Below are 25,419 nucleotides of genomic sequence, written 5' to 3' on the forward strand. Positions count from 1 at the left end.
AATAATAAAAACAATACGATAATGGGATTTAATGAATTTTTGAGTAAGCTGTTTGGTAACAAGGCTACTCGCGACATGAAGGAAATCGTGCCTTGGGTGGAGAAGGTGAAAGCAGCCTATCCGGACATCAACAAGCTGAGCAACGACGAGCTGCGTGCGAAGACAAAGGAATTGCAGAAGTTCGTCAAGGACTCTGCCACCGACCTGCGTGAGAAAATCGATGAGCTGAAGTCCAAGGTCGAGGAGACCGAGCTGGAACAGCGTGAAGGGCTTTTCGCCCAGATTGACAAGCTGGAGAAGGAGGTGCTCGACCGCTATGAGAAGGCGCTCGACGAAATCCTGCCGCAAGCTTTCGCCATCGTGAAGGATACGGCACGCCGCTTTGCCGAGAATGCTGAAATCGAGGTGACGGCAACCGACTTCGACCGTGAACTGGCTGCCACGAAAGACTTTGTCCGCATCGAGGGTGACAAGGCAATCTACCAGAATCACTGGATGGCGGGAGGTTCCGAAATCACGTGGAACATGGTGCACTATGACGTACAGCTCTTCGGTGGTGTCGTGCTGCACAAAGGCAAGATTGCCGAGATGGCGACCGGTGAAGGTAAGACCCTGGTGGCTACTCTGCCGGTATTCCTCAATGCCCTGACCGGAAACGGTGTACACGTGGTGACGGTCAACGACTATCTGTCCAAGCGTGACTCCGAGTGGATGGGACCGCTCTATGAGTTCCACGGTCTGAGTGTGGACTGTATCGACAAGCATCAGCCCAACTCCGACGCTCGCCGCAAGGCATACATGGCAGACATCACCTTCGGTACGAACAACGAGTTCGGTTTCGACTACCTGCGCGACAACATGGCAAACAGTCCGCGTGACCTCGTGCAACGCCAGCATAACTATGCCATCGTCGATGAGGTCGACTCGGTGTTGATCGACGATGCCCGTACGCCGTTGATTATCTCCGGTCCCGTGCCCAAGGGAGAGGAGCAGCTCTTCGAACAGCTCTGCCCGATGGTGGAACGTCTGGTCGAAGCACAGCGCAAGCTGGCTACCCAGTTCCTCACCGAAGCCAAACGCCTCATCCCTTCCGAAGACAAGAAAGAGCGTGAAGAAGGCTTCCTCGCCCTCTTCCGTTGCCATAAGGCGCTCCCCAAGAGCAAGCCCCTCATCAAGTACCTGAGTGAACCGGGCATCAAGGCCGGCATGCAGGCTACCGAGGAAATCTACATGGAGCAGAACAACAAGCGCATGCCCGAGGCGGTGGAACCCCTCTACTTCGTCATCGACGAGAAGCTCAACAGCGTCGACCTGACCGACAAGGGTATCGATCTCATTACCGGCAACTCGTCCGACCCGAACCTCTTCGTGCTGCCTGACATCGCTTCCGAACTGTCTGCCTTGGAGGCAGAGACCGGACTGAGTGACGAAGAGAAGCTCGCCAAGAAGGATGCGCTGCTCACCGACTATGCCATCAAGTCGGAGCGTGTACACACCATCAACCAGCTCCTCAAGGCATACGCCATGTTCGAGAAGGACGACCAGTATGTGGTCATCGACGGACAGGTGAAAATCGTCGACGAGCAGACGGGACGTATCATGGAGGGTCGCCGTTACTCCGACGGACTCCATCAGGCCATCGAGGCCAAGGAGCGCGTGAAGGTGGAAGCTGCCACGCAGACCTTCGCCACCATCACCCTGCAGAACTACTTCCGTATGTACCACAAGCTCTCCGGTATGACCGGTACGGCTGAGACGGAAGCAGGCGAGTTCTGGGACATCTACAAGCTCGATGTGGTGGTCATCCCGACCAACCGCCCCATTGCGCGTATCGATATGAACGACCGCGTCTACAAGACCAAGCGTGAGAAATACAAGGCAGTCATCGAGGAAATCGAGAAGATGGTGAATGCCGGACGTCCGGTCCTCGTAGGTACGACGTCGGTGGAAATCTCCGAGATGCTGAGCAAGATGCTCACCATGCGGAAGATTCAGCACAACGTGTTGAACGCGAAGCTGCACCAGAAGGAAGCCGAAATCGTGGCAAAGGCAGGTCTGAGCGGTACGGTGACCATCGCCACCAACATGGCAGGTCGTGGTACGGACATCAAGCTCAGCCCCGAAGTGAAGGCTGCGGGCGGTCTTGCCATCATCGGTACCGAACGTCACGAGTCGCGCCGTGTGGACCGTCAGTTGCGTGGTCGTGCCGGACGTCAGGGAGACCCGGGTTCGTCAGTCTTCTTCGTTTCGCTGGAAGATAATCTGATGCGTCTGTTTGCCTCCGAGCGTATCGCCAAGGTGATGGACAAGCTAGGCTTCAAGGAAGGCGAGATGATCGAGGCAAAGATGATTTCCAACTCCATCGAGCGTGCACAGAAGAAGGTCGAGGAGAACAACTTCGGTATCCGTAAGCGTCTGTTGGAATACGACGACGTGATGAACAAGCAGCGTGTGGTGGTCTACACCAAGCGTCGTCACGCCCTCATGGGTGAACGCATCGGCATGGACATCGTGAACATGGTGGAAGAGTGCTGCATCAGTGCCGTGGAAGGCAAGGAGTATGAAGACGCCAAGATGGAGGTGCTCCACAACTTCGCCATCGAGATGCCGGTGACCGAAGAGGAGTTCCGCCGTGAGAAGCCCGAGGTCATCGAGACGAAGCTCTTCGATGCCGCCATGGCAAACTTCAAGCGCAAGACCGAGCGCATGGCACAGGTGGCTATGCCGGTCATCAAGGAAGTCTATGAGGCACAAGGGCACATGTATGAGAACATCCTCGTGCCCATCACCGACGGCAAGCGCGTCTACAACATATCCTGCAACCTCAAGGCGGCTTACGAGAGCGAGTGCCGCGAAATCGTGAAGGCATTCGAGAAGGCTATCCTGCTCCACACCATCGACGAGGCATGGAAGGAGAACCTGCGTGACCTCGACGAACTGAAGCACTCCGTGCAGAACGCCAGCTACGAGCAGAAAGACCCGTTGCTCATCTTCAAGCTGGAGTCGGTCAACCTCTTCGACAGCATGGTGAAGAAAATCAACGACCAGACCATCTCCGTCCTGATGCGTGCACAAATCCCGGTACGCGAACCGGAACAGGTGCGTGAGGCTGCTCCCGACCCACTGCCCCAGCAACGTCCGCGTTACACCGAGACCAAGCAGGACCTGAGCGATCCCAACCAGCAGGCTGCAGCCGCCCGTGATACCCGCGAAGTCAAACGCGAGCCGATTCGCAACGAGCAGACCATCGGACGGAACGATCCCTGCCCCTGCGGCAGCGGCAAGAAGTACAAGAACTGCCACGGGCGGAACTTGTACCAATAATCCGGTGACGAGTCGATAATACATGACGAGGGGACAAGCAGACAAGTGGACAAGGAGAATGTGACAGACACGCTCCTTGTCTCCTTGCTCGCTTGTCCCCTCGTTGGCAAATAAACCTCTTCAGAATCAATGAAACATTTACTCCTGGGACTTCTGGCATGTGTGGGCTTCAGTGCCTGCGCCAGCATAGATGTGATGTCGGTCGACACCCTGATGCCCTCCGACGTGAGTTTTGCACCCGGTGTGAGACGGGTGGCGGTGCTCAACAACATGTTTCCTGCGGAGGCTCCGGCAGACGGTAAGCTTCCGCTGAACACCCCGGTGCCGCTCGACGGCAAGGTGCTTGCCGAGGAACTGGCCGGGCAGCTCGCCAACGCCGGGTATTTTGAGACGGTGATGATCAGTGATTCGCTCTTCCGTCCGGCAAAACCGGAAGGACAGGTACTCTTCTCGCCCCGGGAAGTGGAACAGCTGACGTCCGACCTGCAGGTGGACCTGCTGCTGACGGTCGATGACGCCTCGCTGGTGCCCGGTGCGACCGAGATGTATACCCCGTACAGCGAGGAGGAACGGGTAGCTGTCTTCACGGGAGCACTCTCTCTGGAGACACGTGTATACCTGCCGGGACGCGACCGTCCGTTCCAACGCTTCATCGACCGTGACACGCTCTACTGGGAGTTGGACGGACTGACCCGTCAGCAAATCGAGGAAGACGCCACACGGCATCTGGCAGAACGCCCCGTGGGTCACCTCGTCCCCCTGTGGCAGACAGTGAACCGGTACTTCTACCGGGGAGGAAGCGTCAACATGCGCGATGCCGCCGTCTGCCTGCAGGAAGGCGACTGGGACCTGGCCGCCGAGAGCTGGAAGCTCGACTTCGACCTGCGCAAGGGAAAGGCGAAGATGCGTGCAGCCTTCAACCTGGCACTCTACAGCGAAATGAAAGGCGACCTTCCGGCTGCCCTGCGCTACCTCGACGAAGCCCGCAACGCCTTGCGCGGCAAGAAGGAGGGGACGGACTACCGGACATCGGAAGACGGACGGCTGATAGAGGCATACGCCGACGAACTGCGTCGTGCAGCCTTGGCGCGGCAGAAACTCGACCTGCAGATGAAGCGTTTCAACGAGTAGAATGTAAAAATTCATGCTTCATGGTGGTCGGAATGATTGTTTTTTGTACTTTTGAGTGCTTTTAGCAATCATCAAATCAATAACGTCATGAAACTCAGTTCACAGTCACAAAACAACGTCGAAGAAGCCATCAAGGCTGCCTTGTCGCGCTACCGGGCTGCCGGCGACGGGCAGTCGGCAATCACGGACATTCACCTGCAACCCAACTTTGACACGGGGGAGCTCGTCATCATGGACGATGATGACAACCGCCTGGCATGCACCGAGGTCGGTGAATGGTCGGAAGACGGGTCGTATGAAGAGGCGGAGGCGCCCCTGCGCAACGTCTTGAAGCGCCTGAAGGAGAAAGGTGCGCTGGACGAGGTGGCACTGATGAAGCCCTATTCGTTCACCTTGGTCGATGGTGACAAGGAGACCGTTGCCGAGCTGTTGCTGGTCGATGACGACACGCTGTTGCTCAATGACGACGAACTGTTGAAAGGCCTGGATGCCGAGCTGGATGCCTTCCTGAAGGACCTGCTGGAAAAATAGACTGCCCAGGCTCTCAGCTGATTATTGCTTATTCTTTCAAATATGCCGATGGCGCGGACGATGCAGCACGATGCTTGCATGTTCCGCGCCATTTTTGTTTGAAGGCGTGTCTAATCCTGTGTGTTTACTAACCTGTTGCTCCTTCCGTTATCAGGGCTTTGTTCAGGCAAACACCGTTGTCCGACGGATGGAACACAAGAGTTCGATTTGTCAAATGCATTAGTTTGACTCACCAAACACAAGCGTTTGACCTGACAAACATAGTAGTTTGATAGACCAAAGTATAATACTTAGGTAGGCAAAGTATAATACTTAGGTAGGCAAAGTATAATACTTAGGTAGGCAAAGTATAATACTTAGGTAGGCAAAGTATAATACTTAGGTAGGCAAAGTATAATACTTAGGTAGGCAAAGTATAATACTTAGGTAGGCAAAGTATAATACTTAGGTAGACAAAGTATAATACTTAGGTAGGCAAAGTATAATACTTAGGTAGGCAAAGTATAATACTTAGGTAGGCAAAGTATAATACTTAGGTAGACAAAGTATAATACTTAGGTAGACAAAGTATAATACTTAGGTAGACAAAGTATAATACTTAGGTAGGCAAAGTATAATACTTAGGTAGACAAAGTATAATACTTAGATATATCAAACTAATTACTTTGACAGGTCAAACGCTTGTGTTTATCCGGTCAAAGACCTGTGTTTGCCCGGTCAAACGCGAATGTCCGGAGGGCTTTTCATGGAAAAGAGACAGGCTGAAGCTGTCTGTGTCGGGGGACGGGATGCCTTCCGTCCGCTGAAAGGCAAAAAGAAAGGGAACCGGAACGGAATCCGGCTCCCTCTCAAGAAACATACTCAGAAGATCACTCTGCGGCTTCTCCCGGAGCGTAAGGAACCACAATTACCTCCCCGGCAAGGCCGTTGGCAAAGCCTCCGTATGCCGGCTTGCGGTTGTAGTTGAGGTCCCACAGACCTACCGGTGAGTTGGCACGCCAACCCGAATTGGCAGGACTGTCGGTCATACACCACTGGGTGATGCCGTATTGTTGAGAAACGGGAATAATCTCGAAATACTTCTCGATGATGAACTGGTAGTAGTCTGCCATGCGCAGTGCCTGTTCGTAGGTGACCTCTTCGGTCGGGATGTCCTGTCCGTCCAGTCCGACCAGTCCCATGTCGAGCTCGGAAATCTTCACGAGCTTGCCCGAGGCTGCCATGATTTCAAACATCTTCACCACATGTTCCTCCTTGCTGCGCTGGGTGTTCTCATCCATGTAGCAGCTGACGTGCATCTGCGAACCGATGCCGTCGATCTTGGTGACGCCGTCGGCTTCCCAACGGTTGATCCACTCGACGAGGCTCTTCACCTTGGCGTTGTCGTCCCAGTCGGACTCCAGGTTGTAGTCGTTGATGAAGAGCTTCAGGTCAGCGGCGTTGCCTCCGTGTTCGGCAAAGTGTTCACGTGCCAGGCGGACAACGGTACGGACGTAGTCGATGTCGCCCAGGTAGTCCTGCCAGTAGAAGTTGTTGGCTGCGTCGCTTGCCGACACGTTGCTTGCCGACTGCAGGTCGTAGATGCCGTCGCCGTCATAGTCTGCACCGGAGATGGCTTCGTTGACAGCATCCCAAGCGGTGACGTATCCGCCGGTGGCTTCCATCATGCCGTTGATCCAGTTGTCCATTGCCCAGGTGAGGGTATCCTTCTTCTCTTCGGGAGTCATCTCGACAATTTGGTCACCCGTGCCGCCGTATCCCTGTCCGTCGTCGGAGAGACGGAACGAGTGCTCGCCTTCGAATATCTGCCAGCCGGCATCAAGGCCGTCTTCGAAGTCACCTCCGTTGATGAGGTTGGTCGTCGAGCCTTCCGCCATGATGCTCACGTTGTCCAAGTAGATGTCCCCCACAATCGTACCGATGTTGAGGGTGAACTTGTCATAGGTGTTGTCCTTGTCCACGGTGAAGGAACCCGAGATGGAGGTCCACTCCGTTCCTACATTCCAGCCTGCGGGATATTGCTGGTCGCTTGTGGTGCTCGACTGGATGAAGGGAGACAGGGTGTAGGCTTCCGTTGCCTTTGCCATCGCCTTGAAGTTGTAGGTCACGCCAGTCTGGAAAGGAGTGGCAACCTTGTAGAACACCTGTGCATTGTAGTTGTTCTCCTTCATCGTCGGGTTGCTCATGATGAGACAGTGTCCGCCATCGCTGGCAACTTCAGGAGTGTACGAGTGTGTCACCTTCAGCCACTTCAGGCGGATTTCACCTTCATACGTTCCCGGTTGGAAGACGACGAAGGCTGAGGTGATGTCGGGACAGCCGGGGTACTCGATGGTGACTTCCGACCAGTCTTCGCCGAAGCTGACCTGCTTGTCCTGCAAGGCTCCCCAGTTTCCGAACTGTACGTTCATGGTGCCCTCGCTGCTGCCCTTGACGCAGATGGTCACGCTGTAGTCGTCGCCCGGCACGGCGGTGATGCCGTCGGCAACGAAGTACTGGTACCACTCACCCGGATAGCGGCTGATGAGCGACTCGCCGTCAAATTCAGGCGTGTATCCCATCACGTAGAAGGGGAAGGAGGTGTAGGTCGAGTAGTCCTCGTATTTCACTTCCTCCTCGACGGGTTCTACCGGGGGAGCCGGGATGATGGTCGAGGCAATCAGGCTGTTGAGGTACTTGTTGTTCTGCTGCGAGTGCCAGGCGAGCGTGTGTCCGTAGATGGTGATGCCGGCTTCGCGTGCATTCTCGACAAAGTCGCCCACGGTGGTGAAGTTCATCGTTCCGTCATCGGAGACACAGGAGGCATACTTCATCTCGTTGCCGGCGGTCATCTCGTCGAAGTTGGAGGTGATGAGTTCGTAGACTACGCCCTTCTTGTTGAAGTCGGTGGCAGCGATGGCGCCTCCCAGGTGGAAGTTGGGGTGTGCAGCGCGGTCGATGTACGTCTTCAGCGGTTCGTAATTGCTCAGATACTCGTATTGAGCCACACTCTCCGGCTTTGCCACGTCGAACGGCTCCAGCTTGTAGTCCGCACACGCTGTCACGGCAGCCGCCAGGGCAAGTGTTGGAAATAATTTGATGTATCGTTTCATAGTCTGTTTTCTGCTTGGTAAGTTCCATTACTTGAGTTCCTATTGTTTGGTCACGGTGAACCACTCGCCCTTCACCTGACGGTCGCGCATCACGAGGGTATCCCGGGTGGCATACTTCGTGTCTCCCAGGTCGACGGTATAGTCGAGGTAGATGACGTCGCGGTCTCTGTTGTTGAACGAGTTCTTTTCTCCGTGAGGCACATATTCGCCGGTACCGCTGACGGTGCATCCCTCGGTGTCGGTGCTGAGCGTACACTTGTTGTTCTCGTCAAACTTCAGGATGAGGTTGCAGGTCTTGTTGCCCAGTCCCAGTGACCATGCGGCTTCGGTGAGCGAGCGGGTGGTGAACTCCACGGTCTGGTCGTCCACGACTGTTGCTCCATGACGTACCACGGTCGTGGTGGTTCCGTCGGCGGTAATCTGGTCGACTCCACGGCGCAGCAGGATGCCGTCCCACGGATTGACGTACTTCACGGCGTAGAGCACGAAGTTCTTGGGTTGCTCTACCCAGTCGGACGTGATGCGCGGGTCAGGATTGTCCACGTTGGGCTGTCCCTGCAGGATGGAGTCGGCGTTCTGCACGTCGGTCATGCGCAAGGGGATGACGTAGTTGGTCAGGAGCGACTTCGGGTCGGCGAAGAAGGCGTCGGTGAACTGCACCTCCACGCCGCCGCTGATTTCACCCTTGGGGATGACAATCTGGTCGGCTGCCAGCTGGTAGTAGCCGGCAGGCATCGGTTCCACTTTTTCGCCCGTGCTGAAGTAGAGATCGTCGCAGAGCGAGTTGTCCACCTCGATGTCGATGATGCGGTTGGCTCCGTTCTCATACACACCGCCCAGGACAGCCTTGATTTTACACTTGTGCTCGTTGTCGAGGTCGTTGTTATACTCCTCATCGTTGCCCAGTGTCAGGGTACGTACCGGGAACTGGTAGGCGAAGTAGACGGTAGAGTAGTCGTAGTCGGGGAACGACCAGTCTCCGTTCTCACACGCCGGGAAGAGGGTCAGTGCTGCCAAAGCAAGTATAGATGTCAGTCTTTTCATAATCTTCATGAGTTAAGTTTGATGTGTTAGTTCAACGTTTCTGTGTTACCAGCCCTTGTTCTGCTCCAGTGCGTCGTACTTCAGCGTCTCGGAGTAGGGGATGGGACCAAAGTTCATGTAGTCACGGTAGCTGCGTGCCTCGACTTCAAACGGAGTGTAGACACCGCGGCTGATGCGGATACCCATGGCGGGCTCGTTGATGTCGAGCTGCCAGCGGCGTACGTCCCAGAAGCGGAAGCCCTCGAAGCAGAGCTCCAGGCGGCGTTCGTTGCGGATGAGCTCGCGCATCTTGTCCTTGTCGCCCTTGATGCTCTCCAGGTAGGCGTCGCCGTTGTCGGTTCCCACGCCGGCACGCTGACGGATGGCCTTCACGACATCGTAAGCGGAGAAGCCGTATTCACCGGTTCCCTGCGGACCGTATGCCTCGTTGGCGGCTTCGGCATAGTTGAGGAAGATTTCGGTGTAGCGGACGCGGGGCACGTAGTGTGTCTGGCCGTTGTGGCTACCGCTGGCGTTGAGCACGACATCTTCACGCAGGTGTTTGCGGAGGTAGTATCCGGTACGGGTGGAGTGGCCCTGTTCGCGGTTCAGACCGTCGTTGTTCGAGGTGTTGTCGACGCTGGTGTCGATGACAGTGTTGTTGTTGCCCATGGTGCTGCCGTTGTACACGATGTAGAGGCTCAGACGCGGGTCGCGGTTCGCGTACGGGTTCTGGTCGTCATAGCCGCTGTTGGGGTCGTCGATGGGGTAGCCGTTCGCCATGGGGAAGGCATCCACGAGGTTCTGCGTCGGGTTGATTTGTCCGCCTCCCAGGATACTGGGCGGGAACTGGTTAAGCTCCAGGCTGTAGTCATTGGTGGTCTTGCCCTGACGCCAGAGCATCTCCTGCGGATTTTCGCCTGCACCCAGTCCGTCGATTTCCGAACTGTTCTTGTACCAGGTGTTGCCGGTTGCCGACAATCCCGACACGCCGCCGATGAGGTTGAGCAGTTCGCCGTTGTAGCGTGCGGCGTCTGCCCAGGTTACGGTTGTGCCCGAGGCGAAGGCAGGGCTGGCAGCCAGCAGGGCAGCCTTGGCACGGAATGCCATGGCGATGCGTCCACTCATGCGGGTCTTGAACTCGTTGCCGAAGACACGGTTGAAGTCATAGAACGAGACGCCCATCTTCTGATAGTACTCCGGCATCTCTTCGTCAGACGACAGGGTCTGATAGTCGAGCGGCAGGATTTCTAAGGCGGCGGCAACGTCGTCATAGATGGCCTGGATACACTCGTCGAAGGTGTTGCGCGGGCGGTTGAAGTCGCTCGTGACAGTCTCCATCTCGTTGACTACGGGGACGCCCAGCAGACGTCCATCGTCAGTCCAGCCGGCATGTGCCTGGAGGAGGTAGAACATGTTCATGGCGCGCAGACCGTAGGCTTCTCCCTTGAGGCGGTTGCGGAACAGGCGGTTTATGGTGGAGTCCTTGGCAAAGCTGGTTTGTTCCACTTCGCTCAGGAACATGTTGATGTACTGGATGGCAGCCTTGCAGCCGTCCCACTGGTTCACGGGGTTGTTGTTCGCCGTCCATGAGCCGGTCGCCATCAGCAGGTAGGTGTTGTCCGTCTGGTTGGTCACGGCATCGTCGGTAGCGACGTCATTGAACGATTGTGCGTTGTAGGGGTTGCGCGTATAGGCATTGGCCAGGATACCCTCGGCAAACTGAGGGTCTGTCCGTCCGTCTTCCAGTTGCTTGATGTTCTCAACGGCAGGGGTGAACAGATCGTCGCATCCGGCTGTCAGGGCGGCAACCGCCAAGCATATGAATAATGTCTTTTTCATGAATCTAAGTGATTAATCAGTTAAAAACCAATTTTGAAACCGATGTTGTAGAAGCGGTTCTGCGGGGCGGCACTCGTGTTCAGTTCCAAGAGCTTGCGTTCCTTGGCAATGGTGAACACGTTGCTGGCGTATGCATAGACCGACAGGCTGCGTACCACCGAGCCATGGAAGAGTGAGCTGGGCAGGTCATAGGTCAGCTGGAGCTTCGAAAGGTTGAAGCGGTCGTTCTTGTACATCCAGAAGTCCGAGTTGCGGAAGTTGTGCGTGTTGTTCTGGGTGGTCAGACGCGGATAAGTGGCTGTCGATGCCGTTTCCGGTGTCCAGCGTCCACGCACCACTTCGGAGTACTTGCGGTCACCATATACCCAGTAGTATTCGCTGCTCTTCATGGCTGCTGCGCCGAAATAGCCGCTGCCGGCTGCGAAGAGGGTGAAGTTCTTCCATTTCACGGTAAAGTTGAGACCCAGGGTGAAGGGGGAGCCCCACACTTCGCCCAGATAGACTTCGTCCTTGTCGTCGATGACGCCGTCGCTGTTCTGGTCGACGTACTTCAGGTCACCCGGCTTCACTTCGCCAAAGGTCGATTCGGGGGAGTTGGCGATGTCGGCTTCGTCCTTGTAGAAGCCGTCGGTCACGTAGCCCCAGATACCGTCGGTCGGTTTGCCCTCGCGGTAGCGGTAAGCCTCGTCATACATCTCATCGACCTTGGTGTTTTCGCTGGTGTAGTAGGTTCCCGTCAGGCCGACGCTCAGGTCCACCTCACCGAACTTCTTGTTGTAGTTGACGGCAAAGTCGAAACCGGTGCGCGAGCTGTTGTTGTAGTTGACGTAGGGAATCAGCGTAGTATTCTCAGGCCAGTAGGAGAAGAAGTAGCTGGGGAAGGCGTTGCGTGCCTGTACGGGCAGACCTTCCACGCTGTTCATGAAGAACGATGCGTCGAACGACACCATCTTGTTCCACAACGAGCCGCGCAGACCGACGCTGACTTCCTTCCGTTGGATGAAGTCCAGGTTCGGGTTGGCACCACGGCGCGATTCGGTAGCTTTGCTTTGGTTACCGTCAGCCCATCCCCACCAGGAACCGTTGGACGAGTCGTAGGTTGACTCATACATGTAGTAATCGGTGAGGTCGAGGTCGGTGTTCAGGATGGAGGCGGAAGCCGTCAGCATCAAGTCATCCACCACGGGCGAGTCGTTCAGGAAGTTCTCCTTTGACAGACGCCAACCCAGGGTGAGCGAGGGCGAGAAGGCGTTGCGGTTGTTTTTCGGCAGACGGGCGGAGTGCACCAGTGCGCCGCCGAAGCTGGCGTAGTACTTGTTCTGGTAGTTATAGTCGAGCTGGAGACCGAGGTTGACATTGCTGGTCTTGTGATAGACGGCAGTCTCGCCCCGTTGCCATCCGGCTGCGATGAGGCTGGCAGCCACGTTGTGGTTGTCGCCGAAGCGGTTCTGGTAGTCGAACTGTGCCGAGAAGGTCATCGTCTGGCGGTCGTAGCTGTCAGCGACGTGCTGCGTTCCGTCGTGGGTGTCCTGTCCGTACTGGGTCAGTCCGATGATGACATCCTTGCCGTTGACGTTACCCCACTGCGGCTCGTAGGTGGCGTAGCTGTTGCCGTAGTAGTGGTTGTAGGTCGTGGCGTAGTCGATGGCGTACATCGTCTTGAACGAAAGTCCCTTCAGCACCATCGAGAGGTCGACGTTCACACCTAGGTCGAACTGGTACTGGCGGCTGGTGTAGGTGTTCGTACCTGCCACGAGGAGGTTGGCAAGCTCGTTGGTCTGGTCGAGCGACGTACCGCCCAGGAGGTACTTGCCGTCGATGAGGTACATCGACGAGTTGACATAGTCCCATGCCGTCTTGTCGTTGGGCATCAGCATGTCAATGGGGATAAGCGGGGTGATGCGGTTGGGGCGGAGCGAGCCGGCTGCCGTCCAGAAGTTGCCGCGTGCCCCCTGTCCGTCATAGAACGTGGCGTTGGCGTCGGCGTAAGCCTGTACGTATTCGCCCAGGTCAACATCGATGTTACCACGGACGCTGAAGCGGGTGGTGTGGTCGTTGTCCGCCTCGCCGAACTTCACGAGCGAACCGATGTTGTAGAAGTTGATATTCGTGTAGAAGCGGGCGCGTTGCGAGCCGCCGGAGATTTCTGCCGTCACGTCCGACTCGTTGTAGGCCTTCTTCAGGTACTCGTCCGAGTAGAGGTTCACGTCCGGGTAACGGAAAGGATTGGTCTTGTTTGCCGTGTGATAGATCTGGGTGTCCGTGTAGGTCGGGTCCAGTCCGTCGTTGAGGCGTGCCTCGTTGTAGAGTGTCATGTATTCGGCTGCACCCAGGTACTCCGGATAGCTGACGGGCACGTGGAAGCCCGTGTTGCCCCGCACGTCGATGCGGGTCTTGCCTGCCTGCCCCCGTTTGGTGGTGATGTAGATCACACCGTCGGCGGCACGGCTTCCGTAGAGGACCACAGCCTGTGCACCTTTGAGGAAGGAGATTTGTGCGATTTCAGACGGCAACACGTTGTTGGCGTCGCGGGGTACACCATCCACCAGCACGAGATAGCTGTCCATGCCCCAGAGGTTGCTGCCGTTCCATCCGCCGACGTAGCTCTGCATGTCTGCCAAGCTGTTGCTGCCGATGTAGTTCTTCTCCATCAGCTTCTCCACGTTGACGAACGAGACACCTCCCAGCAAGTCGTTCTGGTTGACTTTTCGATAGGCCACTTGCACCTGCTCACCCTCGGCGTTGGCGGTCAGTGAGTCGAGCTGGGCGACCGGTGCGGCGGTCTCGGCTTCCTGAGCCTGCGCGTACATGAAGGCGGCGGCAAAGGTCATACATAAAACAGGTCTTATTTGTATGTGTTTCATCTTCTTTGTGTTTTTAGTCGTTCATACTCACCGATTACCATCCGGGGTTCTGGTAGAACTCGGGATAGATGGTCACGTCGTTGGTCTTCAGAGGCATCCAGTAGTGCTTCTCCGAGAGGTTGCGTCGCAGGATTTCTTCCTCGCGCCAGTTGGCCACGCGGCTCTGCGTCGGGTCGTCGGTGTTCAGCTCTACACGGTCGAACTCCTGTGAGGTCTTGATGTTGTAGGGGTAGACGGTGAGGAGCAGCCAGCGGCGCAGGTCGTTGAAGCGGAAGCCCTCGTAGGCGAGTTCCACGGCACGTTCGCGGCGTACTTCGCTGTTGAAGTCGTCGAGGTTGCCGGTGTACTTGCTGTTGACGTCAGCCACGCCGGCACGTTCGCGGATGCGGTTGATGGCGTCGACTGCTGTCAGGCTGAAGCCCGGAGCCGAGCTGGTTGCCGAACCGTAGCCGTTGGCGGCAGCTTCGGCGTACATCAGGTAGACGTCTGCCAGACGCATCCAGCTGATCTGGATGGTCAGGGCGTCGCCGTAGTCACGGATGCCCTGGTCGTAGTAGTTGACTGCGAGCGGAGTGAACTTGCGCAGCAGGTAACCCGTACGGCTCTCGTTCACCTCGTCGCGGTAGTTGCCGCCGGTGTAGAGGTTGGCATACTGGATTTTCTGTTTGTCGCGCTGGTCGGCACTCAGGGCACTCAGGTTCTCGATGGTCTGCACGCCGTCATAGATGAAGTCGTTGTAGAAGCGGGGGTCACGGTCGCGCCACGGATATTCGGGGTCGAAGCCCGAGTCGGGGTCGTCGAGCGGAAGTCCGTTAGCCATACCGAAGTAGTTCACATAGTTGGCTGTCGGCGTGAACAGCGTGGAGTTCGTTTCTCCCGACTGGTTGGAACCGACAAACTGAGGACCGAGGCTCCATCCCGAACCCATCCACCAGTCGTACATCGGGCTCTGGAAGATGGCTTCCGTCGAACCGGGGTTCATGGCGTTCTGCTGATAGGTGTAGAAGATGTCCGAGTAGTGGTCGAAGTCTACGAGGGCGTACTGTGTCTGTCCGCTCTCCACCAGCTCCAGCAGCTCGGCAAAGGTGTCGGCTGCCTTCTTGCAGTAGTCGGCGTTGTAGGTGCGGCTGCCCTGGGACTCGTAGTTCATCAGCGGACTGCCTGCCCAGAGGTAGTTCTTGCCGAGGAATGCCAGTGCCATGATTTTGTTGATGCGTTGCTGGTTGTTGCCCAACGTGGCAGCTCCGGCGGTCGTTTTGTCCCAGTCGATGGGGAGCAGGTCGGCTGCCCGACGCAGGTCTTCGGCAATGAGGTCAGCACACTCTTGGTAGCTCAGACGCGGATTGCTCAGCGGTTCGGATGCCGACAGCACGGTGTCGATGTAAGGCATGCCGCCGAAGTACTCGATGAGCATCAGGTGGAACCAGCCACGGAAGAAGTAGAGCTGTCCCTCGATGAGGTTGCGCTCCTCGTCGGTGGCGTTGATGAGTTTGTCAAGGTTTGCCAGGCCGACGTTCGTCTTGCGGATGCCATACCAGGCGAGCGGCCAGAACTTCTTCTGCATACGGTCGGTCGAGGTCGACGAAACATTGCTGCCGTCCATCCAGCAGCAGCCCCAGCCGTCGAAGCCCGACTGCCAGCCCCAGAAGTCGCCCAGGTCGATCTTGTAGCCCATGAAATAGTCTTTACCGAAGGAGATGATTTCGTCCTCACCCCAGTTGAAGGAGTTCTGCCAGTAGCAGTGTGCATGGTCGGGGAGGCAGTAGTACAGCTCTTCCGTGAAACCCTGGAAGGTGCGGAAGGTCTTGAAGGCATCTTCTTCCGAAACAGTGCTCTCGTGGGTCTTCTCCAAGTAGTCTTCACACGAAGTCAGACCGAAGGACGCAGTCAGGAGCCCTGTATATAATAAGGTACGTAAGTGATTCTTTATCGTCATGGTGTCTCTAGTTTATAAGGTGAATTTAAGACCAAAGTTCACACGCTTCACCGTCGGGTAAGCGCCTTGCGAAGCCCAGCCCGTTCCGGCAAAGTTCGATTCGCGGTCATCCGGCATCTTGGTGTGTACCCAGAGGTTGTTGCCGTTGACATAGAGCTTCAGGCTCGACAGACCCAGATGGCGGATCCAGCCGTCGGTGAACGTGTATGCCAGCTCGATGTTCTTCAGACGGATGAACGAACCGTCGTAGAAGTAACGGCTGCCATGGAAGTAGCTGTTGACCGAAGAGCCGAAGCGGGGCGTAGGCACGTCGGGATGCGGGTTGTCCTTTGACCAGATGGAACCCTCGTCGTAGGCAATCAGGCGTTTCTGGTCGAACGTGCTGAACACCACCTGACGGGTCACGTTCGTCACGCCGTAGAACTGCATGAAGAAGCTCCATCCCTTGTAGTCGAAGCCGACTGAACCGCTGTAGGTGTTCTGCGGATTGCTGGAGAAGCCGTAGGGGATGTTGTCCTCGTTGTTGATGACACCGTCGCCGTTGTAGTCGATAATCTGGTACATGCCCGGCAGCTTCTGGTCGTCGAGCGCCTCGAAGGCGGTGCTGCCGTAGAGGTCGTCGATGGTCTGCGTGTAGCCATGGTCCACATAGGTGTAGGTCTGGTTGACAGGCTTGCCTTCCTTTTTCTGATAGTATGGCTTGTAGAGTGCGTCGTCGCCGTCGACAACCTCGCTGATGGCGTGGGTCATGTTGAAGTTACCCCAGAGGTGGAGTCCGTTGCGCAAGGTCTTGTTGATGCGCAGCTCCAATTCGTAACCTTTGTTGTCAATGGTTCCCAGGTTTGCCCACGGAGCCTGCGTGATGCCGCCGAAGAACGACGGAGTGGCACGGTTGGCACCCTGGAGCAGGACGTCGGTGCGCCGGTCGCGGAAGATTTCGACGTTACCGGCAAGCAGACCGCCGAAGAACGAGTAGTCGATACCGAAGTTGAACTTGCGGACTACCTCCCAGTGGATGTCCGGGTTGCCCACGGTCTTCTCGCGGTAGAACGTGTAGGGGCTGGCGGCGTTGTAGAGACCCGTGAGGATGTTTCCGCCCGTCTCCCACTGTGTCATGTAGAGCCAGCGGTAGTTGGCATCCCACTCGTTGCCGATTTCGTCGTTACCGATTTCACCGTAAGAAGCACGGAGCTTCAGCAGGTCGATGAACTTGAGCGGCTTCATGAACTTCTCCTCGCTGATCATCCAGCCGATGGCGCCGGAGTTGAAGAAGGCGAAGCGGTGGTCGCTGGAGAACTTGTCAGAACCGTTGTAGGCGCCGTTGTACTCGAAGAAGTATTTGTCGGCATAGTTGTAGGTCACACGGAATGCCCAGTCCTCGCGGTAGTGGGGCACGATGCTGCCTCGTGTACGCTCCTGACGGCTGAAGAGTCCCATCGCCGTCACGTTGTGGTCGCCGAACTGGCGCGCCCAGTCGAGCTGAGCCTGATAATAAAGGTGGCGTTCGGTGGCGTTGTTGTCCACGGTTCCGCCTTCAGCCTTCCAGTTGTTTGTCGGGAAGAAGTCGAAGTTGTGGGTACCCTCGGTGTACTGATGACTCTCTTCTCCCGTCTCCGGGTTGATGTACTTGTAGTCGGCTTTGTCGTCCGTCCAGGCACCGCGGTTGCTCTCCAGGAACACGTTGTCCCAGGAGATGGATGCTCGGGCGCTCAGCCCCTTCAGGATGAAGTCGAGCTTCTGCTCCAGGATGAAGTCGGTGGTCAGTCGGGTCGTGGTTCGTGTGTTCTGCGGAGCCAGGGCAAGCTGTGCCACGGAGTTGTTGTCACTGTCCGGGCTGTAGCCCCAGGTACCGTCGGAGTATTGCGGCATCATGGCGTTGGGCGGCGTGGTGTACACACTGCCCCAGATGGTGTATTCATAGTCCGTGCGCGGACCCTGCTTGACGCCGTAGGAACCGAAGAGGTTGGTCTTCAGCAAGGTCGTCTTCGTCAGCTGGAAGTCGAGGTTGCTGCGCATGTTCACACGGTCGTAGCCGTAGGTCGTCTGGTAACCCCGTCCGTTGTCATACTCCTTGAACAAGTCACCCTCGTGCTGGTAGTCGATGGAGGCATAATACTTCACGAACGACGTACCGCCGCTCATGCTCACGTTGGCGTTCTCCGAATAGGCCACATCCTTGAACATCCAGTCCGCCCAGTCGACGTTGGGGTAACGCTCTGCCTCGGCGAGGTTGGCAGGATGGCGGTATTTGTCCATCTCGCTCTGCGACATCATGTGCTGCCAGGAGTCGGGCGTCAGTCCCAACTCATGTTCCACAGCCCGGTTGCGCAGGTTGAAAGAGTCATACGAGTCCAGCTTGTTGGGGAGCTTCGAGGGCATCTTCATGGCCATGCTCACCGACGCGTCGATGGTTGCCTTGCCCTCCTGTCCGCGCTTGGTGGTAATCAGGATGACGCCGTTGGCACCCTTCACACCGTAGACGGCGGTTGCCGATGCATCCTTCAGTACGGAAATCGATTCGACCGAGTTCACGTCGATGCCGCTCATGGGTCGTTCCACACCATCGACGAGAATCAGCGGTGAAGAGTTGTTCCACGTACTGATGCCGCGGATGACGATTTGCGGGTCTTCCTCACCCGGCATACCCGTACTGGACATGGTGATGACGCCCGGCAGGTTACCGGTCAATGCCGAACCCAGGTCGGACACACCACCCGTACGTTCCAGAACCTTGGCGTTGGTCTGTGTGATGGCACCCACGACCGAAGCCTTCTTCTGCTGACCGTAACCCACGATGACCACTTCATCGAGGAGCTCGGTGTTGTCGCTGAGCACGACTTTCATCACACCGTTTTTCGGGATGCGCAGTTCCTGCGACTGCATGCCGATGAATGAAATGACAAGGAGAGAGTTGTCTTCGGGAACCTTCAGGGTGAAGTTACCGTCGATGTCGGAAATAGTTCCGATCTGATTGTTGCCTTTTACTATGATGGAAGCACCGATGATGGGTTCTCCGTTATCGTCCAAAATCGTACCCTTCACCGTTCGTTGTTGCTGCGCCCACATTGTTGTGCTGCAAAACAACAGGGATAAGCACAAGGCAGGAAATTTCTTCAGTTTGTTACTAACATTTTTCATTAATCTTTAGTTTAGAGATTAAACCAATAATTCATTTCAACCGTGTCCGATTGATTTACTCAAATCCTCCCTCTTGCAGCGAGGAATGTTTCCGTGAGGGAGGTGTCTACCCGTCGTCGTTGATTTTTGCTTTCATGGTTGCGATTATTAAGGAGTGAATAATCAGGTATGTTTTCAATGCGCCATAAACAGGCACGTAGAGCTTCGTGTATGTTTTGTCTCGAAGACTACATCCACGCCGCTCTTTCTGACCCTAAAATTACGTACTGGATGTTAAAGAAGATAAAGAACGTGTAACGTAAAACTTCACCAGTGTTACATATTTATTACTATATACTTTCTCTATGTTTCAAAATTCTTTGATTGTGATACATAAGAATAATGTAAATATTTATTATATAATTAGTTGAACGTTTATAACGGATATTCTTAAGAAAAAAGAGGAAAAGAAGACTGAAGACTCTTAACAACGGGCGATGTGACAAGTCGGAATGTCAAAATTTGCACCTGTGACAGGTCAGAAAAGAACCCCTGTCTCCGGGGTCAGGCACCGGGGTTGTTGTCATCTTTTTGTATACCTCCAGGCTGTTCGGCGGAAGCACTTCAGGAACACATCGTCGGCGTGAGGAGGTTCCCGTCCGCTTTTTATCCGGCTTCCGCTGAACAAAATGATGCAATATTTCTCCTTTTGCTTGACAAAACAATCGAAAAGGAGGGTTTCGGCTAACGCGTCATTTTGTAAAAACGCGCAAAGTAGTTTTTTTTAAGAATATCCATGCAGAACGAACTGCATAGATATTCCTTCTGAAGGGGAAACACACATATTTATGCACTCAAACACACGTGTTCGACCTCCCAAACAATATCGTTAACACTCCCAAACAATATTGTTTGGCGGGTGAAACAATATTGTTTGACTCGTCAAACACTTGTGTTTGGCACCTGAATGTCAAGATTGTTCTTTGATTTAACAAATACCTCTCCCGCTTAACATTCATTTACTTCTGGTTTGCGTCAGAAGATGGTGATTCGGAAAGTGTTATTTTGAAATGTTATGGGGTGAATATGCCTTCCAAATGATGGATGTATTGGGGTATGGTGCTCAATAGGGTAGGGAAGATGGAAGAGTGATGTCAATGTGTATCTGGCGAATCGCCCGAGAATGCCTGTTCTGCGTTCCAACTCGTATTTGGACGCGAGGAAGGGCACTCTCAGGCGATTCGTTTGACACTTTGACATTTTGATTTTCATCGTCGGTGTGTTTCAAGGATGGTGTGCAGCTGTTGTGCCGCCTCCATCTGTAAAGAAGGTAGGAATGTCCGTAATTTGGATACGTCCGTATTTTTTAAAAGGATTTATCTTTGCTATCGAACAAGAATCTACAGCTATGAACAAGTTATTACTGACGCTTGCGGCAATCGTGGCATTCGGCTTCACCGCTTGCGCCCAAAAGAAAGACAATCAGTCTATGGAAGCACGTAAAACATTGGTAGCGTATTTTTCGGCTACAGGGACGACAGCCAGGGCTGCCAAGGCGCTTGCCGAGGTCTCGGGCGGCACGCTCCATGAGATTGTTCCCGAGAAGACTTACACGTCTGCCGACCTCGACTGGCACGACCAGCAGTCGCGCAGCAGTGTGGAAATGAATGACCCGAAGTCCCGTCCGGCATTGAAAGCACCCGGGACAGACCTCTCGGCTTATGAGGTGGTGTTCATCGGTTATCCCATCTGGTGGGACCAGGCACCACGCGTCATAAACACGTTTATCGAGAGTCACGACCTGAAGGGCAAGACACTGGTCCCCTTTGCCACTTCGGGCGGCAGCGGAATAGGCAACAGTGTGGCTAAGCTGAAACAGAGCTATCCCGACCTGAACTGGAAGGACGGCAAGTTGCTGAACCGCGCAGACCGTGCCACCCTCCAGCAGTGGGTGGAAAGTCTGAAGTGACGGCTTCGGATGAAAGCATGGAGACGCATGTCAAGTTCTGTCGTCAGTCTGTGGCAATACTGTTTTGGGGGATATTGATTGAGATGTGAAAATCATCTGCGCCATGGATGGACAGGGACTTGCGTGCGTCTCGCTGTTGGGGAAATGAGGTTGTAAGAGCTCTTTATTGTCACACCTCATGAATGATCTCCTCTCAAATCTAGCTTCAGGTCCATCAAGGTCGTAAACCATCCTCTTTCCATAATCATGCAAAATACCTTGTAGAAGTTTAGAAAAGCCTTTTCATCCGTAACGGATGTATGGGATGACATGTTGCGTGCCTCCCGGATTTCCTCCCATTTTTTACATAATCCGGAAGCGATGGCTGCCAACGACTCCGGCATTTGCTTTTGGAAACCTTCCATCAGGAACTTTATGTTTCCGAGAGTCTGTGTGCGGAGTTCATTGTTATGCTCCCTGTCCGCTTCGTTCAAATCAATCTTGTCGGAAATCCTGGCATTATGTCCTGGCTTGACTCGATTATAATAGCGGGGCATTTCGATTCCTTTTTGGCAGCGTATCCACTGTACAATCGAATTATTCAGCTCGATTTCAAGTACTCTAGACAAGCTGCTGATGAGTGCCGAGAAGTCCCAGCAATCGCAGGATTCTCTCTTTTCGTATGACAGCAAACGTACATTCCGGGACATGTTCGGATGATAAATCTTCACCAGCATCTCATTGAATGTTTTCAGGATGAGTTTTGATTTTTCATCAATTCGGGGGTCTACCTTCACACGTCGGTCTGTCCATTGTGAATCTTCGATAATAATCAAAGAACACTGGAATACCCCTTCCTGTGCCAAACAGTCAGAGTGGTCTTCAGCAGGTACACTGAACACATCTTCTGTAGAAAATGGATTAGAGAACGGATTGACTTGCTCGTCCCGCATCCGTTCTCCATAAGACTGGTGAAGTAAATCTTTAAAGAAGTTTCCCATAACCTTATCTGTATCTGCTTAAGGCCTTCTCTGCTTTATCTGCATTCAAGGCATTGGAGGTTATCGTTTCTTCATACCATTTCTTAGCCAGGGTACGGTTGGACTCGGTGCCCTGTCCCAGACGATACATCTCAGCCAGTTCATAAAAAGCATCAGAAGCTCCACCTTCTGCAGCCTGTTTCATATACGAAAAAGATTTTCTGACATTCTTGGTGACTCCTTTCCCCTGCTTGTACATCATGCCCAGATAATAAGCAGCTTCCGCCTTTCCTCCCTGCAAGGCTTTCTCCAGATAGAGTGAAGCCTTTGTATATTCACCTGCAGCATAAGCTTTCTGTCCGAGTTCCAGTTGGCTGGGTGTTGGCTTGGGAGTCTCCACCGTTTTTTCAGCCTTTTCTGTTGTCTTTCTTGCACCCCTTGATGTTGTCTCCAGGTTCGGTTGGACCGTCGTTGCAGGGGGCGTCTCTTTTTGAGGGGGAGTCTGCTGCATCTCCACAGGCTTCAAGTCCGGTTCCGACTTGGAATCATCTCTGCCATTTCCCCAAAATATCAATCCGGCTATTAAAGCTACGCCAACTGCAATACCTCCGTAAATGAGAGGTCCTTTGTTAATGGGCTTGGATGTGGTATTGGGGTCTATAGGTTCTACTGCTGTTTTTGTTGAGCCTGTCGTTTCAGTAGACGTCATGTTGTTTCCCGGAGTCAAAGGAGGAATGCCTGCTTTCTGTCCCTCACTTATCCTTTTCTGGTAACACTCACGGCACATCAAGGCATTTTCTACATAGTATTCTTTTGAAATACGTCTTTTACACTTGGGACATACTACGGTGTCAATGATTTGTACCGTTTTGCCGGACAGCTCGCATTGCACGACCTTACGACCTTCGTCTACAATATTATTAATATTGTTGATAGTCGTATTGCTGGTATTTGTTACCGTTCGGTTGTCTACGTTCTGCGCATTGAAGTTATCTCCTCCGATGGTTACCTTATCCCCTTTATGTATCCGGTTATCCTGTTGGATTGTGGTCGGTTGTCCCGACGAAGGTAAAGGATTGTTTGCCACATCCGTCACGGTCTCCTCTTCCATAAAAGGAGTTCCACATTTCGGACAGAAATTTTCATCAGGAGTTACCTCAAATTCGCCGCAATATTTACAATGTTTCTTCATTTTCCTGTTCTTTTTTTGGTGCAACTTCGTTTGTCTCAACCAGTGATTCCACGGAAAGATATTTCTTGTCATCCGACAGTTCTCCGGTAATGACTACGTCCTTCCGGTCGAAATCATAGAAGAAGGAATCGTTGATGGGGAAATTCTCCGGACGATATAGTTGATAAAGCTGCAAGTCATTTGTCAGTAAATACGTATACCATCCTTCCGATTTCGAATCACGATTCCGATACCTCATCAAAAGCGTACCCTGCACTTCCATTGTTCCTGTTTTTTTTAGATTTCAATTCCACAGTTCTCACAGAAACGCGCATCGGCTGTGTAAAGCCGGTGGCAATGAGGACACTCTTTGTGAGCGAGCTGTTTGGGCTGTTCTGCCGTCGGCTGTGCGTTTTGTTGCATGCTTTGTTGTGCCTTCTGTGACGGTCCCCCTTCTTTTGCAGGTATAATCACGGTATTTCCCTGCGGATAGCGGGTCGTATAGTTCAATGCACGATCCTGATGAATGTCATGGCGTTCTTGCTCCCGGTGCAATTCCTCACGGTATTCTTCCCGCTGCTCGTTCCGACTTTGCACCATGTTGTTCGACATGGCACTCATGTTGCGCATCATTTCCATCATCATTTCCTTCATGTCACTGTCTTTCTGACGGCGTTCATCAGCGGCAGCCTGGCGTTCCCGTTCCATGCGGTCCTGATAGGCTTCTGCCTGACGAAGCTTCTCTTCTGCAATTTCCCGTTCCCGTTCAGCATTTTTGCCGGCAGAAACAGAGCGTGCCAATTCTGCCTGAGCAGTTGCGTCCAAATCACTCCGTGCAGCCAGTATCTGCTCATACGACATATTCTGTTGAGCCTGTATCCGTTCTCTTTCCGTCTGTTGCTGCTCCTGCGTCATGCGCAGGGAATAGTCAAATTCCTGTTGCCGTTCTTTTATCCGACGTTCAGATGCCCGGTCTTCCAGTTCTGCATCCAGACGTTCCATTGCCTGCAGGCGCTCCATCTGTGAGCGCTGTCCTCTTTCAGCCAAATCATAGGCAAACAGCGTCTGGTCATTTTGCAGTTTAAGTTTCTCTCTTTCAAAATCCAGGTTCGCCCGCTGTTCATCCTGTCTCCGTTGCAGGGCTTTGTAAAAGCGCTCTTCCTCCAGTTTGTCCTGTGCCTGGACAATCTCCAGCTGATGGGCCAGTTTCATCATTTCCAGCTCTTGTTCGCTACCCAGTCTGCTTTTTTCATATTCGGCAGCATCGGTCAGCTGCATCAGCTTGACGGCAAAGCCTCGCTTGTAGGCACGTTCCTGAATCTGGAATTTCATGATTTCCATTTCTTCCTGTCGCAGCAGACCGGTTCTTTGGATTTCATCAAGTGAAGCTTGTACCTGGTCCATTGCCTGTGCTTCATTCAAAGCACTTTGTGCTTCCCGGATTCTTTTTTCCCGCGAGAGAACCATGTAAAACTTGTCAAATTCATCTTGTGCGAGTAATTGATCCTTATTGATTTCCTGCAAACTCCTGAATAGTTCCAGGTCTGTCCGTGCTTCGTCGATTTTCTGCTGGTTCTCCACGGTAGCCAGGCGATTCTTGAAATCATTCGTTCTCCTCAGGTAATCCATTTCCTGTTCAGAAAGATACATTTCACGCGCCAAGGCATGCATACGTTCCAGGTCTTCGTTGTCAATCGCAATCTCTACAAGCTCTTTCATCGTAAGACCATGGAAATCCAGCGCTTGCAAGCGTAGTTTGATCTGGGCATAAATGGAGTCCGGAATACGTGTGTCCTTGAGTTCACAGTCTCTCAAGAGTTCCTGTAATACAGCCTTTACCTGTGGCATGATTTCTTGTGCCAACCCTTTGCTTGTTACCCGGTCGTTGTCACCCAGATAGTAGGAAGAAAAGGCTTCGAAGTCTGTAATATGGAAAAAGGCTCGCACTTCTGCCTGTATATCGTGATAGCGGGTCCGTATGCTCATGGGAAGCAAATCCGTTTCACCTCCTTCAGCTTCTTTCAGGTCACCTATTACCAAAAGGAATTCCTTGTCCAACTTCAATGTTACGGAGAATAATTCTCCGCTTTTCATATATTCGATGACCTGATCAAATGACTGTAGCTTCTGCAATTCATTTTCTTTCGGTTCTTGAATCTGCTCAATGACCTTCTTCCCCCAAAACAGATTCGTGATGAAGCGCCAGCCTCTTTTGAACTTGGATATTAGTTTCCCATCTACACGACTCTGAAGGATTCGTTCCAGTTCCACCGGATTGATGAAATCATAGTTGCCTCCGTGCAATACCATTAACAGCTTTCCGTTCGATTTGATATAAGCTGTTGTGCCGTCATTGACAATCAATCCTTGAGCAGAATCATAATTGAGGAGTTCGACTTCATTAAAACGATGTACAATTTCTCCACGTACAATGTTCCAGAATATTTTCTGCTTGATCAT

General features: G+C 53.7%; 14 protein-coding genes. 4 read left to right on the forward strand and 10 right to left on the reverse strand.

All coding sequences use genetic code 11. The annotated features are described in order from the left end of the window. The first annotated feature begins 21 nt into the window (after window positions 1-21). The 3 genes from secA (at window position 22) to C8275_RS05485 (ending at window position 4,986) form a co-directional block, all read left to right on the forward strand. Entirely contained in the window at window positions 22-3,324 is a 3,303-nt protein-coding gene (secA, locus tag C8275_RS05475) for a preprotein translocase subunit SecA (protein ID WP_022383692.1), read from the forward strand. 129 nt (window positions 3,325-3,453) lie between these two features. Continuing rightward, window positions 3,454-4,455 (forward strand): DUF6340 family protein, encoded by a 1,002-nt coding sequence (locus C8275_RS05480; protein WP_157948185.1) that lies wholly within the window; start codon window positions 3,454-3,456, stop codon window positions 4,453-4,455. 87 nt (window positions 4,456-4,542) lie between these two features. Further along, on the forward strand, window positions 4,543-4,986 hold the full coding sequence (locus tag C8275_RS05485; RefSeq protein WP_022383690.1) for a hypothetical protein: 444 nt from the start codon (window positions 4,543-4,545) through the stop codon (window positions 4,984-4,986). An 869-nt stretch (window positions 4,987-5,855) separates the two neighbouring features. On the opposite strand, the gene C8275_RS05490 is transcribed toward C8275_RS05485, so the two are convergent. Genes C8275_RS05490 through C8275_RS05515 form a run of 6 tightly spaced genes read right to left on the reverse strand, consistent with a single transcriptional unit; the run spans window position 5,856 to window position 18,881 of the window. Continuing rightward, window positions 5,856-8,078, reverse strand: a complete 2,223-nt coding sequence (locus C8275_RS05490) for an endo-1,4-beta-xylanase (protein WP_106484408.1) — start codon at window positions 8,076-8,078, stop codon at window positions 5,856-5,858. Between the two features lie 39 nt (window positions 8,079-8,117). Further along, on the reverse strand, window positions 8,118-9,122 hold the full coding sequence (locus C8275_RS05495) for a DUF5627 domain-containing protein (protein ID WP_106625736.1): 1,005 nt from the start codon (window positions 9,120-9,122) through the stop codon (window positions 8,118-8,120). 45 nt (window positions 9,123-9,167) lie between these two features. Further along, on the reverse strand, window positions 9,168-10,943 hold the full coding sequence (locus C8275_RS05500; RefSeq protein ID WP_106484409.1) for a RagB/SusD family nutrient uptake outer membrane protein: 1,776 nt from the start codon (window positions 10,941-10,943) through the stop codon (window positions 9,168-9,170). A 20-nt stretch (window positions 10,944-10,963) separates the two neighbouring features. Further along, complete coding sequence (locus tag C8275_RS05505; RefSeq protein WP_106484410.1) at window positions 10,964-13,807, reverse strand: SusC/RagA family TonB-linked outer membrane protein; 2,844 nt, start codon at window positions 13,805-13,807, stop codon at window positions 10,964-10,966. Window positions 13,808-13,841: 34 nt separating this feature from the next. Then, window positions 13,842-15,743: a RagB/SusD family nutrient uptake outer membrane protein gene (locus C8275_RS05510; RefSeq protein WP_106484411.1), complete on the reverse strand. Its 1,902-nt coding sequence runs from the start codon at window positions 15,741-15,743 to the stop codon at window positions 13,842-13,844. A 12-nt stretch (window positions 15,744-15,755) separates the two neighbouring features. After that, entirely contained in the window at window positions 15,756-18,881 is a 3,126-nt protein-coding gene (locus C8275_RS05515; RefSeq protein ID WP_106484412.1) for a TonB-dependent receptor, read from the reverse strand. Window positions 18,882-20,268: 1,387 nt separating this feature from the next. Here C8275_RS05515 and C8275_RS05520 point away from each other — a divergent pair. After that, window positions 20,269-20,829: a flavodoxin gene (locus C8275_RS05520; protein ID WP_106484413.1), complete on the forward strand. Its 561-nt coding sequence runs from the start codon at window positions 20,269-20,271 to the stop codon at window positions 20,827-20,829. 176 nt (window positions 20,830-21,005) lie between these two features. Here the strand turns inward: C8275_RS05520 and C8275_RS05525 are convergent, their stop codons facing one another. From C8275_RS05525 to C8275_RS05535, 4 genes are read right to left on the reverse strand one after another with little or no spacing between them, the layout of a single operon-like run. Beyond that, window positions 21,006-21,809, reverse strand: coding sequence for a hypothetical protein (locus C8275_RS05525; RefSeq protein WP_157948186.1), 804 nt, complete (start codon window positions 21,807-21,809; stop codon window positions 21,006-21,008). A gap of 4 nt (window positions 21,810-21,813) precedes the next feature. Continuing rightward, window positions 21,814-22,980, reverse strand: coding sequence for a tetratricopeptide repeat protein (locus C8275_RS05530; RefSeq protein ID WP_199881957.1), 1,167 nt, complete (start codon window positions 22,978-22,980; stop codon window positions 21,814-21,816). Next, on the reverse strand, window positions 22,964-23,242 hold the full coding sequence (locus C8275_RS14710) for a hypothetical protein (RefSeq protein WP_199881869.1): 279 nt from the start codon (window positions 23,240-23,242) through the stop codon (window positions 22,964-22,966). Before C8275_RS14710 ends, C8275_RS05530 begins: the two co-directional genes overlap by 17 nt. Window positions 23,243-23,256: 14 nt before the next feature. Further along, the gene (locus C8275_RS05535; protein WP_106484416.1) at window positions 23,257-25,419 is read right to left on the reverse strand and encodes a zinc ribbon domain-containing protein; all 2,163 of its coding nucleotides are present in this window, start codon (window positions 25,417-25,419) and stop codon (window positions 23,257-23,259) included.

Source organism: Bacteroides sp. Marseille-P3684, assembly GCF_900291465.1.
Lineage (GTDB): Bacteria > Bacteroidota > Bacteroidia > Bacteroidales > Bacteroidaceae > Phocaeicola_A.

Excerpts from the sequence above, each read along its gene's own strand:
- secA (WP_022383692.1), top strand. The coding sequence starts at position 22 with ATGGGATTTAATGAATTTTTGAGTAAGCTGTTTGGTAACAAGGCTACT.
- C8275_RS05485 (WP_022383690.1), top strand. The coding sequence starts at position 4,543 with ATGAAACTCAGTTCACAGTCACAAAACAACGTCGAAGAAGCCATCAAG.
- C8275_RS05490 (WP_106484408.1), bottom strand. The coding sequence starts at position 8,078 with ATGAAACGATACATCAAATTATTTCCAACACTTGCCCTGGCGGCTGCC.
- C8275_RS05520 (WP_106484413.1), top strand. The coding sequence starts at position 20,269 with ATGAACAAGTTATTACTGACGCTTGCGGCAATCGTGGCATTCGGCTTC.
- C8275_RS14710 (WP_199881869.1), bottom strand. The coding sequence starts at position 23,242 with ATGGAAGTGCAGGGTACGCTTTTGATGAGGTATCGGAATCGTGATTCG.
- C8275_RS05535 (WP_106484416.1), bottom strand. The coding sequence starts at position 25,419 with ATGATCAAGCAGAAAATATTCTGGAACATTGTACGTGGAGAAATTGTA.
- C8275_RS05515 (WP_106484412.1), bottom strand. The coding sequence starts at position 18,881 with ATGAAAAATGTTAGTAACAAACTGAAGAAATTTCCTGCCTTGTGCTTA.
- C8275_RS05495 (WP_106625736.1), bottom strand. The coding sequence starts at position 9,122 with ATGAAAAGACTGACATCTATACTTGCTTTGGCAGCACTGACCCTCTTC.
- C8275_RS05530 (WP_199881957.1), bottom strand. The coding sequence starts at position 22,980 with ATGAAGAAACATTGTAAATATTGCGGCGAATTTGAGGTAACTCCTGAT.
- C8275_RS05480 (WP_157948185.1), top strand. The coding sequence starts at position 3,454 with ATGAAACATTTACTCCTGGGACTTCTGGCATGTGTGGGCTTCAGTGCC.
- C8275_RS05525 (WP_157948186.1), bottom strand. The coding sequence starts at position 21,809 with ATGGGAAACTTCTTTAAAGATTTACTTCACCAGTCTTATGGAGAACGG.
- C8275_RS05500 (WP_106484409.1), bottom strand. The coding sequence starts at position 10,943 with ATGAAAAAGACATTATTCATATGCTTGGCGGTTGCCGCCCTGACAGCC.
- C8275_RS05505 (WP_106484410.1), bottom strand. The coding sequence starts at position 13,807 with ATGAAACACATACAAATAAGACCTGTTTTATGTATGACCTTTGCCGCC.
- C8275_RS05510 (WP_106484411.1), bottom strand. The coding sequence starts at position 15,743 with ATGACGATAAAGAATCACTTACGTACCTTATTATATACAGGGCTCCTG.